The sequence below is a fragment of the Microcoleus sp. B6-A1 genome, from assembly GCF_036705085.1.
In the GTDB taxonomy this organism is placed as follows: Bacteria; Cyanobacteriota; Cyanobacteriia; order Cyanobacteriales; family Microcoleaceae; genus Microcoleus.
Map to the genome: position 1 here is coordinate 68,341 of NZ_JAUBTU010000026.1, position 14,431 is coordinate 82,771.

Below are 14,431 nucleotides of genomic sequence, written 5' to 3' on the forward strand. Positions count from 1 at the left end.
GATATCTAACAATTTTAGACTAAGGTTCAAGCTTCCAGATTCATCTGTGGAGTAAATCTAAAATCTAAAATCTAAAATCTAAAATCGACTGACAGTAATGTTATTGGGAAAGACTGTGATGGATAGCAAACAAGCCTACTTACAGTGCTTAGACAGGCTGATTTGGGCGATCGATCGCCTGGAAGCAAAAGTCGAACCAAGTGAACTCGCTCGGATTGCCGAACTCATTGTTCAGCCGATGATGGGGCCCTGGCGGTTTTTTCACACTCCCGAACATATTTTTGATGTGGGGGGAGATGAAGACGCGATCGAGGTTTTGGCAGCTTTATTTCACGATACCGTCTACCTGCAAGTCGATCGCAGCATTAACTTTAACGTCAGCTACTACATCACTCCTGTTGCAAAAGAGGTTAACCAACAACTACAAATTCGAGATCAATCTGAACTGCCAGCGGATGCTATCTTCGAGATGGTAATGCTGGTATTCAATTTTGAACCGGGCGAAGTCCTCAATCCTTTCGCCGGACAAAACGAATTTCTCAGCGCTGTGGTAGCAGCAAAATCTCTAGAACCATTTCTCAAACGCGAGCAATTGCTTCAAATTGCAGGCTGCATTGAAGCAACCATTCCTTTTCGCCTCGCCGATTCGGGAGTAACGGTAAGCCAGCGCCTTTATGAGCGCTTGCAAGCAATAAATAGCCTGTTTAACCTCAGTTTAACGGACGAGGAAATACGGGAAACGGTCAAAAAAGCTGTGCGAATCTCTAACCGGGATGTGATGAGTTTTGCTCACCATAGTTCAGCCCATTTTTTGGCAAATACCTGGAATTTACTGCCGGAAACCAATCACAATCTCATCTGCTGGGGTTTTTACACGGTTCGCGACTACCGAGTTGCTTTGGTGAAGATGGAAGGTTTTCTGAATTATCTCAAGCCAGAAATAATTTTCCGACAGTTTGAGGGATATCCAGACGATCGCACCTATCAGCGGTGGGAAACTACTGCTAAGTACAATCTCGAAATTGCGAAGCTTTATTTGGGGTGCAAACTGTCTGCCCTAGCCCTGCTAGAAGCTCTTTCTTCGGATTTGGGGATTGAGGTTTCTCTGGCGATGATGATGGGAGGAATTCCGGCTCAAGTTCCTAACTGCGTGCGCCTGGAAAGCTTTTTTCCAGAAATAGAGAAACCTTATAAACCTAAAATTAGTTTAGAAGCGGAAGTATTGAATTTATTAGAAAATGGGCGGGCTAAAAGCACTTCTAATACCGATTTGGAGAGTTCGCCCCTGACAACGTTTGTGGTAAAAATTGTTGGCTTTGACGAAATGCGCTATCAGTGCGATCGAGCTAAGGAATTTTTTCGAGAAAATCTCAACGCCGACGAGTTTATTTCCGACTTTAACCCGATAGTTACAGAAATTGTCATTGATTCAATTCTCAAGTTGTTTGACAGCCGGAAGTCTACTATCTACCGATACTACGATATCACTTCTAAGTTAAAGTCGCAACCCCAAACCAATTTTCCCGATCGCCCTTTTCGCTCAAATGGTTAACTAGCTTTAAATACAGTATTTTTTCCTCCTCTATAGAAAAGACCCTTACTCAGCTTATACAACAGTGGAGCGATTACACCGTGACAGGATTGATTGCCTAGCTTTCCCTACGTCAATCTGCCTATCCGTCCCGACACCAACAGCCCTACAGGTATGGTGTGGGGCTTGCGGCAAAGATGCTAAAAGTTAATAAAAAATGGAAATTCGCTGCTGTTTGCCTTTGACAATTAATTTGTACAAAACGGATTTGATAGCTGCCTGTCACTCATCTGAGCTACCTCAAATAAGCGTCACTATAAAAAGCGACTGTTAAAGCACTTCCCCCCACAGCTACAACTGGGGAATAGCAAGTTCAAACGACTTGCAAACCACTAATCCCCAATCAAACCATGCAAACCACAAATTCAATTTACGCTCAATTACCTCTTTGCTCTTCACTGCCCACACTGAAACGAAATAATAGCACCACTGCCAATCAAAACGTCCGCTATCTCCAACAATCCTTAGTTGAAAACGGATATCCCGTCGCAACTGATGGATTCTTCGGCCCAAAAACCGAACAAGCAGTCATCAGATTTCAAAAGGAAAATCAGATTGGTGTTGATGGCATTGTCGGCCCTCAAACTTGGAGTCTATTAGGCGCTTGTTATACAGGTGAACCTGGATGTTAAATCCAAGTTAACTAATCCTAGGCGCACGGGTAGCAAGAAACTGGGTTTTTTCACAGCAATACTTCCTTTACGCCCCCAGAAACGCTAAAAAATCTGGTGGTTGAGCGAAGCTCAAACCTTGTTTGTGCCCGTCAAAAGTGCATCCAGGACTATTAATTAACATCTTTCCCGCACTTCTCTGCTTTCAAACCACTTGCAAACAACCAATGGAGAATCAAACCATGCAAACCACAAACGCCATTCGCACTGAATTACCTTCCTGCCGTTATTTTCCCCTACTCAAACGCAACGATGGTGTCACCCAAAATGAGGACGTTCGCTACCTTCAGCGACTCTTGAACACCAAGGGATTTTCTTTAAATACTGATGGAGGATTCGGCCCGAAAACCGAACAAGCAGTCATCAATTTTCAAAAGCAACAACAAATCGTTGCTGATGGCATTGTCGGCCCTAAAACTTGGAATAAATTGGGAGTTTGTACAACTATATTTTAAAGTTTGTGCAAGCATCTTTTAAAGAGAGTAGGGCGTGCAGTGTGCGCCCTATTTCTCCGTCGAAGTTTCCACGCCGGACCACCCCTCCGGGGCTCCGTACATTCGATACTTGCGAGCTCGTTTGAAATACAGCATTGCTACCCGATCGTCTGGATTGATTTGTAAAATATTCTGAAATACTTTTTGGGCGGCAACAAATTTTTGCTCGTAGTAAAAATTGAGAGCTTCTTGAAAAACTTCCGCAGTTTGCTGCTTGAGTACAATGCTCTGCTCTGGTTCTGTATCGTAAATTTCAAACACCGACACAGCATTTGTCTTTCCTTTCACCGTTACTCGATCGACAAATCTGTACTTATATTTTTCTGGATCGTCTAGGCGATCGATAATTGCACCGCTAACTAGAATGCCCGCGCCGTAAACCTTTGTCAATCCTTCCAAACGAGACGCGAGATTCACTGCATCAGCAATCACCGTACTTTCCATCCGTTCTCGCTCGCCAATCGTACCCAACATCAAATTGCCCGCGTGCAAACCAACGCCGATCGCGATCGGAAACAAGCCATTTTTTTCTCGCTGCTGGTTGTAGATATTCACTTCTTTCTGCATATCAATTGCTGCTCGTACACCATCATCAGGAGATGTAGGAAACAGTGCCATGACTGCATCACCAATGTATTTGTCAATAAACCCGTTGTTTTTCCTGATTGCAGGGCTAACCTTTCCCAAATAAGTATTAATAAATGCAAAATTTTCAGGCGGTGTCATATTTTCGGAAAGCGCCGTAAACGAGCGAATATCCGCAAACAGCACTGTCATATCTCTTTCCTGATTGTCGCCTAATTTTACTTCAATAATACTCGGCTTTTCCAGCAAGTTTAGAAAATCGTGTGGCACAAACCTGCCGTAGGCTGCATTCAGTTTGGCTAGGCGAATTTGCGTGTTAATTCTCGCCAACAATTCCTTTTTTATAAAAGGTTTAGTTACATAATCATTTGCTTCTAAGTTAAAAGCTTCTACCAAGTCAGTAGTTTGATTTTTAGCCGTCAGCATCAGAATCGGCATTTCTAAAGGCGAGTATTTTTTGCGAACTTCTCGACACACTTCATAACCCGTCATCTGCGGCATCATTACATCGAGTAAAATTAAGTCTGGCTTAAATCCTGATTCCATCAGGTTTAAAGCTTCTAAGCCGTTGCTCGCTTGAGTAATCTTGTAGTTTTCTACAGAAAGACTGTTGATGATGACATGAATATTAATCGGCTCATCATCAACTACCAAAATTTTTAATTTTTCACTTTCTAGCAAGTCGCTATTGTCTGATAGCTGAGAATTTATTATAGAGGATTTGCCCGCAAATGCAGGATTAATTAAAATGGGAGAACCCTCGGTTAAACGCGGATGTATGCTACTAAATTCCGGCTGACTCTCAGATACGGGCAAAGTAAAGGTGAATTGGGAACCGACGCCAACAGTTGAAGATACCGAAATTTTACCTCCGTGCAATTCCACTAATTGCTTGGCAACAGTTAACCCTAAACCAGTGCCGCCATATTCTCTAGCAGTGGAACCGTCAGCTTGTTCAAAGGATTCAAAAATTCGCTCTAATTTATCTTCGGGGATGCCAATACCGGTGTCAGATACATTAATGGCTAATTGGGAATTAAGGGGTGATTGTGCGTTGCCCGTTACTAATTCTGCGGAAATTTCTACTCGACCACTTTCGGTAAATTTAATCGCATTGCCGATTAAGTTGTAAAGTATTTGCTGCAAGCGATTCTCGTCGGCTGCTATTGGCGGCAATTCAGGAGCAACTGAGTTAATCAACTGCAAGTTTTTTTTGCCTACTAATGGCTGAGACAAAGTGATAATTACAGAGACTATTTCTCGAATCCCGACGGACTTAATTTGTAGTTCTATTGTTTTGTGTTTGAGCTGCGAAAAATCCAGAAGATCGTTAATTAAAGAAGACAATCTTTTGCCAGATGATGAAATCAAAGCTAAGTTAAAATTTGTGGATTCTGGCAGTTGTCCGGTAGCACCGTCTATTAAAGATTCTGCAATCCCAATAATGCCGTTGAGGGGAGTGCGGAGTTCGTGGGAAGTATTGGCTAAGAATTCGTCTTTCAGTTTGTCGAGTCGCTGCAATTCGGTATTTTTAGTTTCTAAGGCAGTAAAAGATGTTTGCAGTTGTGCTGCCATGCTGTTAAAAGCAGCGGCAAGTACGCCCAACTCGTCGGAGCGATCGAGCTTTACAGTTTGGTCAAATTCTCCTTCAGATAAAGCTATTGCTGCATTTTTTAATTTTATAAGAGGTTTGATAATCCAGCGAGAAGTGAGAATTCCTAACACACTTGCCATGCCCAAAGCTGCCAAACATAGCAACACTGTAGTTCGGTTGCCGGCATGGATTTGTTGCATAAAGTCGGCTTCTGGAACGACGACGACAATCAACAAATCTAAACCCTTGTCATCTTGGAATGGCAGGACTTTTAAAAATTGCTGCTTCCCGTTTATCTCAAAATTGAGTTGTTCCGATTTGGTAATTTGGTGCAAGTTTTGAAAGTGATTTTCTAAATATTTAGCTGTAGTTTGCGTTACTGCATCGCTGCTTTCTGTAACTTTAAACAGTTCTTTTTGACCGTTTTGGGTGCGGAAAGGTTTTTCGGGTGTGGAAGTTGCCAGCAGCGTGCCGTTCCTTTCAATAATAAAAGTTTGACCGGATTTACCTATTTTGAGGCTGTTTAAAAATTGACCGATACTGTCGAGACGCAACGCAGCAATTAATACTCCTTCTAGCTGTTTCTGGCTGTTGTAAACTGGTTGCAGCGCGCTGAGAATCAATGTGGGTTCTAGGAAGGATATATAAACTGAACTCCAAGTTGGTTTGATTGCTAGAGCAGCATAGGCGTAGGAAGGGTGCTGCCGGATGTCGAAGTTTTTGACCGAGGCGGCTACTGTGGTGCGATCGCCCCTATCATTAGTATTGTAAGAATAAAAATCAAAATTTGTAGATGGGCCCGATGCGTTAATCAATAAAGTGCCGTTAGACATCTTTTCGCCAGTGCGATATTCTCCATCTGAATTAGCGATCGATGTAAAATTGATATAAGGATATAATTGCACTTGCCGCCACAGATATTTTTCCCAAGCTGACAAGTCTTTCATGTTCACAAAACCCAGTTTCACTGCATCCAGCTTGCTTTGATTGATTTGGTGCGGAGTTTCCAGATAAGTTCTCAAATTTTGCTCAATGCGATTGCTCACCTCCCCCATCAATTGAGCCGCAAGGTCATTCACTGCTCTTTGAGAGTTCCTAAATGATAAATATCCCACAATACCCACCGCTGCAAATACTTGCAAGACAAACGGAACTATGAGTACGGTTCGCAGGGTAACTTTTCTTGAAAGTTTAGCAGTTAAACGGTTGAGAGAAAGATTTGACATAGCAGTAATTTAGCTTAAAATTATTAGTTTATGTTCGGTTCAAAGCTCCACCAGTCTTAATAGTTGTAAACACTTTTGACAGAGAATTGCTGAACAAAATGAGATAAATTGAGCTGGGAGACCAGAAAACGGGCTTTCCAGGTATCTTGGACAATTCTAGCCTTGGCAGTTCAACATTTCCCTAAACCGATTCAAATAGAGATGAGTAGCAGATAAATGTGCGGCCGGCTACAATAAAAATGTTATGTTGGGTTTCAGTTTCATACATTTCAAGCACCGACACCGCAGATTTTTTACTTTTTACCATGATGAGATTGACAAATCGGTACATATTTTGTTTTTCGATAGAGCCGAGAAGCAATTATTGTTTAATTAATGCTAATGACAATGGAAACGCTGTTTTGTATCGAGTGTAAAGTAAGAGTACAATTTTCTGAAAAGCTCCTTGTCGTTGGATAGGTTAAAAAAGGTCGATTAAAGATAAATAATTGGCTAAATACTTGGCTAGCAGTCTCTGAAAGTGGCTACTAAATCAAGGTATATTATATCTCACATCTGGCACAATTTTATTGTGGGCAGTTACTCCTAGACCGGGCGAAAGGTTAAATTTTAATCCTCACCAACTTATCTATTATGGCTGACTCTATTGCTCGTCGCTTGGAACAATACACGGTAAAACGATCGCACGAAGTTTTAATCGTCAAGGCCGAAATTGACGGCGAATTCGATGAAATTGCTATTTTTAAAGGCTTTTCTAGCTCTCTGACGCGATCGACCGCTTTCGATCCAGAGGTTCCTGTTTTGCCGGAGGAAGCAAAAATCATCAGTATCGATCGGCTCCAGAGTCCCTACAATCCAAATAACCCCCGCTATCTTCAGCAGGGGTTATCTTGGGAAACAATGCAATCTCTATTGTCCGAGGCGGGAGTTTAGCAAAACATTAGGGACACAACGCGAGAAAAACAGTAGGGACACAACAATGTTGTGTCCCTACTACAAAAGCCGTGTTCCTATCCTTAGCGCTAGAGCGTGCCGCCGGCAGCTTGGAAACGAGCTCTCGCGCGTTTGATTGCTTGCTTAGCTTGAATTTGCTCTTGCAAAGTGCCGCTAGTAGCCTTTTCCAAACGAGCTTCTGCCTCGGTGTAAGCAGTACGAGCAGCTTCTTTATCAATGGTTTCGCCTTTTTCAGCGCCGTTGACAAGAATAGTAACTTTGTTTTCTTGGATTTCTGCAAAGCCACCCATCAGAGCAATAGACACCCATTCCTTGCCGGGACGGACGCGCATCACTCCGGTATCCAAAGCTGTCAACATTGGAGCGTGACCGCTCAAGATACCCAGTTGGCCTGTGGTGCTCGGCAGAATTACTTCTTCAGCATTAGAATCCCAAACAGTTTTGTCGGGGGCCACTACGCGCACAGTTAATGTCATAAATTGTCCTTAGTCATTAGTCATTAGTCAGCAGTCAGCAGTCATTAGTAATTAGTCATTAGTCAGCCGTCGGCCATCATCAGTCACTTAGTTGTTAACAGTTAACAGTTAACAACTAATGACCAATGACTAATGACCAATGACTAATGACCAATGACTAAAATTACTTGGCGTCAGCTTTCATTTTTTCAGCTTTGGCGATCGCCTCGTTGATATCGCCCACCAAATAGAAAGCTTGTTCCGGTAATTCGTCAAGTTCGCCAGCCAAAATCATCTGGAAGCCCTTAATGGTGTCTGCCAGCTTGACGTACTTGCCAGGGGAACCTGTGAACACTTCCGCCACAAAGAACGGTTGGGACAAGAAGCGTTCAATTTTGCGAGCGCGAGAAACTGTCAAGCGGTCATCTTCCGACAGCTCGTCCAAGCCCAAAATTGCAATAATGTCTTGCAATTCCTTATAGCGTTGCAGAGTAGACTGCACCTGACGAGCAACACCATAGTGTTCTTCGCCGACAACGCTAACTTGCAACATCGTAGACGTAGAATCCAGTGGGTCAACCGCAGGATAAATCCCCTTCGCAGCCAAGCCGCGAGACAACACAGTTGTAGCGTCCAAGTGAGCAAAAGTCGTAGCCGGTGCGGGGTCAGTCAAGTCATCCGCAGGTACGTACACAGCTTGAACTGAAGTAATCGAACCTTCGGTAGTCGAAGTAATCCGTTCTTGCAAGTCGCCCATGTCTGTACCGAGAGTCGGCTGATATCCCACAGCCGAAGGCATCCGACCCAACAGAGCCGATACCTCAGAGCCCGCTTGCACAAACCGGAAGATATTGTCAATGAACAGCAGCACGTCTTGCTTGCTGACATCACGGAAGTATTCGGCCATTGCCAGAGCCGACAGGCCCACGCGCATCCGAGCACCAGGCGGCTCGTTCATTTGACCGTAAACCAGAGCAATTTTTGATTTGCTGCGGTCTTCTTCGTTAATAACCCCCGACTCGATCATTTCTTTGTAGAGGTCATTACCTTCGCGGGTGCGCTCGCCCACACCACCGAACACGGACACGCCGCCGTGAGCCTTGGCGATGTTGTTCACGAGTTCCATCATAATCACGGTTTTGCCGACGCCTGCGCCGCCGAACAAACCGATTTTGCCGCCGCGACGGTAGGGGGCGAGCAGGTCAATCACCTTGATCCCAGTTTCAAACACCGAAGGCTTGGTTTCCAGTTCGGTGAAAGCCGGCGGGTTGCGGTGGATGGGCATACTTTCGGAAGTATTGACCGGGCCGAGGTTGTCTACGGGTTGGCCGATGACGTTAAAAATCCGGCCCAGAGTTGGGATGCCGACGGGAACTTGGATTGCTTCCCCGGTATCTACTACTTCCATGCCACGCACCAAGCCGTCGGTGGTACTCATGGAAACTGCACGCACTTGGCTGTCTCCGAGCAGTTGTTGAACTTCGCAGGTAACGGCAACGTCTTGACCTGCTTCGTTTTTGCCGGAAATCGTGAGAGCGTTATAGATTTGGGGCAGTTTGCCGCCTGGGAATTTTACGTCTACAACCGGCCCAATGATTTGGGTGATGTAGCCTACGTTCGTTTTTGTTGCGGTGGATACCATGAATAGTGCCTTTGTTAGGATGCTATTTTTCCCGTTATGGAAAAAGTCTTAACATTTAGAAATGCTATTCCTCAGATTACCACTGAACAGACGCACTATTTAGATTTGTATGGGGCTGGTTAAGAGTCATTTTTATGGTTACTGCCCTCGCTTTTTTTCCGGCGAGCTGCAGCCAAAGCCCCGATCCCCAGGATAGTCCCGAATAGTGTGACTGGTTCGGGGACTGGTTCGGGGACTAACTCAGCCGACACGCTGAAGTCTTGGAAGTCCAAGTCGTTTCCTCCTCCTGCATCGTCGAAGGAGATTTGTATGCCCTGAGCCAGTTGGCCTATTGTGACGGATGAAAATTGCTCTGGGCCTTTACCGCCGTTGATGTTGGTAAATGAGCCGTTGGAGTTGTAGTCGAGCATAAAGTTACCAAACACGGCTTGCTGACATCCCGTCACTAGACATTCATCTCTTCGGAACTGGCTGCTGGCGGCCCACCACTGGGGGCTGTTCATGAAGGTACTCGACGAGACGTATTGCTCGAAAGGTGTGCCGCTACCCGTGTCGCTCCACAGCAGCAGGGCATAAATTTGATCCTTCAAAAATGTGACGGTTTGGGTGATGGAGCCGTTGTCGGAGGTGACAGCCGTGCCGAAGCTTCCCTTCCATTCATTGGCGCTGCCGTTATCTGAGGGTTGGCTCTCGTAAAACAGTCTGGCGATGTTGCTGTAGCCAGTGTTTCCTGACTCAGCTTGGGCTACCCACAAGCTCGACTGGTAATTGCCGTGAGATTGGTCGAATGTAAAGTTTATATTGGTATCTCGATCAAACTGGATGCCGTCCGTGCCAAACATGAAAGCTCGGACGGGCGTGCAGATGCTGAGCAACATTGTGGTTGCCAAGCTGGCGACTGTAAAAGATGTTTTTTTGACTAGCGTTAAGGTAGTCATAACCCTGATTCCTCCTGTATTGTTAGGTAGTAAGGCCGAAAATGCCCTAAATGCCATGTTGCCGTGACGCGAATAGACGATCGCGAGCCTGCGATATTTAGGACGATCGTCAAACCTAAAGAAGAGGCTCCACACCAGTGAATCTACAGACAGATCTCACTTAAGGGTGTTTTGGAGTAAATGAGTGCTTCTTCTAAGAGTTTTCACTGACACCAGATTGACACAGTTTAATCTGTAACAGCAAGATTTTCATCCTGCCTAGACTTCCAACCTACTATATTTACTTCGTTTTAGTAACTGTCTAAAGTTGAGTGCAAGACTTGCAAATATTGGCTTTCATCAAAAATACATAAAATTTTTACTCTAGCTTTATGAAGTTTTGGTAAAGTTCATCCATAAAATATAAAGTTTTTGAGAGAAAGTCGGCTGTTCGGTTCGTTGCTCCTGAAAGCGGGCTGCAAGCTGCTCGGCCGATGGAGAAAGAAGCGGGGACGACCGCGAGTAGGGATTTGAGCGAGTTTTTTGCCCCTCTAAGCAAGCTGTATAACAGGCGATCGGTACTTACGTACTTTTGACTAAAATTCATAGTTTTTTAAACCCCTAAACCTCGCGTTCTGTGCCATATTTTTCCCCACAGTCCCGGACGCTTTAACCCGGTTTTTTAAGGTAATTGGGTCAGGGAAGCAGTGCAAGTCAAAAAAAGAATCCAAGTTTCATTTCCGGCGCCTGATTCCTAGTAAAAAAAACTGCTTTTACGTAAATCATAGTAATTAAAAACATACATTTCCTTTTTTAGTCCTAATTACTCGATCACCCAAAATAGGCGGCTCCTATTGACATGAGGAATTTTTAGGAGTAAAAAGAGGAGAAATAAATACGATCGCACTTTAAGCACAATCTTTAAACACAATGACACCCAACAAACTACATTTGCTCGGATGGTTATTCATTGTTAGCTGGCTGAGTGCAGCGGCGGGTTCGGCCAACGCGCAACCCATCGCCCCCGCAGCGGACGGCACTAACACAGTTGTTACTCCCAACGGCAACCGCTACGACATTTCCGGGGGGTCTTTCAGCGGAGATGGGGCTAATCTTTTTCACAGTTTTACTCAGTTTGGCCTCAGCGAGGCTCAAACGGCTAACTTTCTGACTAATCCCAATATTCAAAATATTTTGGGAAGGATTACTGGGGGTAATCCTTCTTTAATAAATGGCTTAATTCAAGTTACGGGCGGGAATTCCAATTTATTTTTGATGAATCCTGCTGGCATAATTTTCGGGCCGAATGCCAGTCTCAACGTGCCGGGATCTTTTAATGCTACTACGGCGACAGGGATTGGTTTTGGTAATAATCAGTGGTTTAGTGCGATCGGCAATAACAATTGGGCAACTTTCATCGGGACACCGAATAGTTTTGCGTTTACAAATTTGCCAGGGGGAAGCATAATTAATGCAGGCAATCTGACGGTGACACCAGGCCAAAGTTTAAGTTTAATTGGCGGTACGGTTGTCAATACTGGTCAGGTAACTGCGCCTAGCGGCAATATTTTGATCGGCGCCGTACCGGGCAGCAATTTGGTGCGAATTAGTCAAGCTGGAAATTTATTGAGCTTGGATATTCAGCCGACAGCAAATCAAAGTTCGCTGCCCAACAATTGGACGCAGCCAGTGTTATCTTTGCCGGAGTTGCTGACTGGAAAAGGTGTGGCACAGGCAACGGGTTTGACGGTAAATCCCAATGGGGAAGTTGTGTTGACAGGGAATGCTGCTGTGCCGGTAACTGCGGGAACGGCGATCGCATCCGGCAGTATCAATGTCTCTGGCAATACTGGCGGTACTGTAAATATTTTAGGCGACAAAGTAGGAGTTATTGCAGGCAATATCGATGCTTCTGGGATTAACGGTGGCGGTACTGTACTGATTGGCGGAGATTATCAGGGTTTGGGGACTGTGCCCAATGCTTCGCGGACTTTTGTTAGCAGCGATTCCACAATTAATGCTGATGCTGTTAGTAATGGGAATGGCGGGCGAGTCATAGTTTGGGCGGATGAAACTACTCGCTTTAATGGCAATATTACTGCCAGAGGTGGCTTGTTTTCTGGGAATGGCGGCTTTGCGGAAGTGTCTGGAAAGCAATCGCTGGATTTTCAAGGATTAGTTGATTTGCGATCGACCTTTGGGATTGCTGGAACTTTATTGTTAGATCCTACTGATATCACTATTATCGAAGGTGCGGATGCAGGCGGCACTTTAGCAGGGGGAGCATTTACGCCCTCGGCGGGTACTTCTACAATTAATAATGGGACGCTGCAAACACAGTTAGGTTTGGGAAATGTGACTATTTCCACTGCGTCGGATTTTCCTAATCAAGGTAATATTACCGTCAGCGCGCCGATCTCTTGGGCTAATAGTAATTCCCTGACTCTGACTGCTAATAATAATATTAATATTAATAATACCAGTATCACCACTCAGGGAGGGAATATTACTTTGAATGCTGATAGTGATAATCTAAACGGTGGTGCTGTCAGTATCGTAGGTTCGACGATCGATACTAATGGTGGTAATTTCCTGGGTAATGGTCAGGGGAATAGTTTATTCGGGCCGGGAATCGATATCCAGAACAGCACAATTAATGCCGGAAGTGGAAAAATTGACCTAAATGGTATTGGTGGAGAAGCTTCGACAGGAAAGAATAATGGTATTTTGATTTCGGGCGCCACACTACAAACTATTGGCAGCGGGAATATTACCCTCAATGGTACTGGCAGGAGCAGCAGCGTATTCACCCCCCATGAAGGTATTGTTGTTACACGTACATCTAAGGTGACTTCAGCTAATGGAAATATCACCCTGACTGGCACAGGTAACGGAACTGGAAACGGCAACAACGGGATTAACATTAATACCACCAGCACAGTGGAATCGATCGGAACAGGAAGTATTACTTTCAACGGTACTGGCGGGAACGGGACAGATGGTAATAAAGGGATATCTATTGACAGCAGTACAGTGGAATCGCTCGGAACAGGAAGTATTACTTTCAACGGTACTGGCGGCAACGGGACATTTAATAATCGAGGGATATCTATTACCAACACGAGTATAGTGCGATCGGCTGGGGGAAATGTCAGCCTGACGGGTAAAGGTGCTGGAACTTTAAATGAAAACACCGGCGTTTATCTAAACAGCTCTACAGTGGAGTCAACGGCGGGGAACGGGACTGTCACCATCACCGGCACGGGGGGAAATGGCACGGAAAGCAATAAAGGGATAGATATATTTCTACCAAATGTTGCTGGTAGTAATAAGAACATAGTCCGATCCCAGAATGGAGATATTGCCCTAACTGGAACAGGCCAGGGGAGCGCGGGCAACAACATGGGCATTTCGATAACGGCAACGGCATCGGTGGTGGAGTCCACAGGCACCGGGAATGTGACTCTCAGCGGTGTTGGGGGCAATGGGACTGATAGCAATCAAGGGATACGACTTGTTAGCGGCACAGTGAAAGCGCTCTCTGGAGATGTCAGTGTGACTGGTACAGGCGGTGGGGCTGGGACTACCAACGAGGGCATAGTTATAACTGGTACAGTCCAAACCGCAGCCTTGGGAAAGGTGACGTTGACGGGGACGGGCAGTGCAGGGACGGGGAGTAATTCCGGCATCACGCTCAGCGAGGGCACGGTACGATCAGAGAATGGAGATATTGTTTTAACCGGTACCGGTGTAGGGACTGCATTTAACAGCTACGGGATTAACTTAGCAGCGACCGATCTTCGTGACAGGGTGCAAGCTACGGGAACGGGTAATATTAGCCTCACGGGAAAGGCTAACAACAATTCCATTGCAATTAACCTCACCCAGAGTGTAATTGAGGCGAGTTTAGGCGGCAAGGTCACTTTGACGGGCGATGAAATTCAATTGCCAGGAACAAGTCAAGTTAAAGGGACTGGGACTATCCAGTTGGAGCCGCTTACTCCCACTTTAGATATTACTGTGGGCGGCAATACTAAGGACGCTCGTTTGAATCTCAGCAGTGCTGAACTCGCGCCTCCCATCATCACTGGGTTTTCCCAAATGATTATCGGGCGCACGGATGGGACGGGGGATCTCGCAATTGACCCCGCTGGTGTTACTTTTAATTTCCCCGTCACAATGCAAGCTGGCACAATTGCAGTCGATGGAAACATTACAGGTGCAACCCACATTCCGCAGATATTTAGACAAATTTAATAGTTTTAAATTGGGAGGCATAAAGCCATGGAATCAATATATAGC

Annotated in this window: 9 protein-coding genes; 5 read left to right on the forward strand and 4 right to left on the reverse strand. The window is 45.2% G+C overall.

The genetic code is table 11. The annotated features are described in order from the left end of the window. Positions 1 to 97: 97 nt before the first annotated feature. The 3 genes from QUB11_RS12080 to QUB11_RS12090 all read left to right on the forward strand — a co-directional run bounded on the left by QUB11_RS12080 (position 98) and on the right by QUB11_RS12090 (position 2,717). On the forward strand, positions 98 to 1,552 hold the full coding sequence (locus tag QUB11_RS12080; protein WP_333203186.1) for a hypothetical protein: 1,455 nt from the start codon (positions 98 to 100) through the stop codon (positions 1,550 to 1,552). A 389-nt stretch (positions 1,553 to 1,941) separates the two neighbouring features. Next, the gene (locus QUB11_RS12085) at positions 1,942 to 2,223 is read left to right on the forward strand and encodes a peptidoglycan-binding domain-containing protein (protein WP_333203188.1); all 282 of its coding nucleotides are present in this window, start codon (positions 1,942 to 1,944) and stop codon (positions 2,221 to 2,223) included. 221 nt (positions 2,224 to 2,444) lie between these two features. Next, the gene (locus QUB11_RS12090) at positions 2,445 to 2,717 is read left to right on the forward strand and encodes a peptidoglycan-binding domain-containing protein (RefSeq protein ID WP_333203190.1); all 273 of its coding nucleotides are present in this window, start codon (positions 2,445 to 2,447) and stop codon (positions 2,715 to 2,717) included. Between the two features lie 48 nt (positions 2,718 to 2,765). On the opposite strand, the gene QUB11_RS12095 is transcribed toward QUB11_RS12090, so the two are convergent. Further along, on the reverse strand, positions 2,766 to 6,161 hold the full coding sequence (locus QUB11_RS12095; RefSeq protein ID WP_333203192.1) for an ATP-binding protein: 3,396 nt from the start codon (positions 6,159 to 6,161) through the stop codon (positions 2,766 to 2,768). A 633-nt stretch (positions 6,162 to 6,794) separates the two neighbouring features. Here QUB11_RS12095 and QUB11_RS12100 point away from each other — a divergent pair. Beyond that, on the forward strand, positions 6,795 to 7,094 hold the full coding sequence (locus tag QUB11_RS12100; RefSeq protein ID WP_333203194.1) for a DUF7734 family protein: 300 nt from the start codon (positions 6,795 to 6,797) through the stop codon (positions 7,092 to 7,094). 89 nt (positions 7,095 to 7,183) lie between these two features. Here QUB11_RS12100 and atpC read toward each other — a convergent pair whose 3' ends face one another. The 3 genes from atpC to QUB11_RS12115 form a co-directional block, all read right to left on the reverse strand. Beyond that, on the reverse strand, positions 7,184 to 7,591 hold the full coding sequence (gene atpC / locus QUB11_RS12105; RefSeq protein WP_006635885.1) for an ATP synthase F1 subunit epsilon: 408 nt from the start codon (positions 7,589 to 7,591) through the stop codon (positions 7,184 to 7,186). 163 nt (positions 7,592 to 7,754) lie between these two features. Then, positions 7,755 to 9,212 (reverse strand): F0F1 ATP synthase subunit beta, encoded by a 1,458-nt coding sequence (gene atpD, locus QUB11_RS12110; protein WP_333203196.1) that lies wholly within the window; start codon positions 9,210 to 9,212, stop codon positions 7,755 to 7,757. 119 nt (positions 9,213 to 9,331) lie between these two features. Next, the gene (locus QUB11_RS12115) at positions 9,332 to 10,150 is read right to left on the reverse strand and encodes a PEP-CTERM sorting domain-containing protein (protein ID WP_333203198.1); all 819 of its coding nucleotides are present in this window, start codon (positions 10,148 to 10,150) and stop codon (positions 9,332 to 9,334) included. A gap of 909 nt (positions 10,151 to 11,059) precedes the next feature. On the opposite strand from QUB11_RS12115, the gene QUB11_RS12120 reads away from it, so the two are divergent. Beyond that, positions 11,060 to 14,386, forward strand: coding sequence for a two-partner secretion domain-containing protein (locus tag QUB11_RS12120; RefSeq protein WP_333203202.1), 3,327 nt, complete (start codon positions 11,060 to 11,062; stop codon positions 14,384 to 14,386). The last annotated feature ends 45 nt before the right edge of the window (positions 14,387 to 14,431 follow it).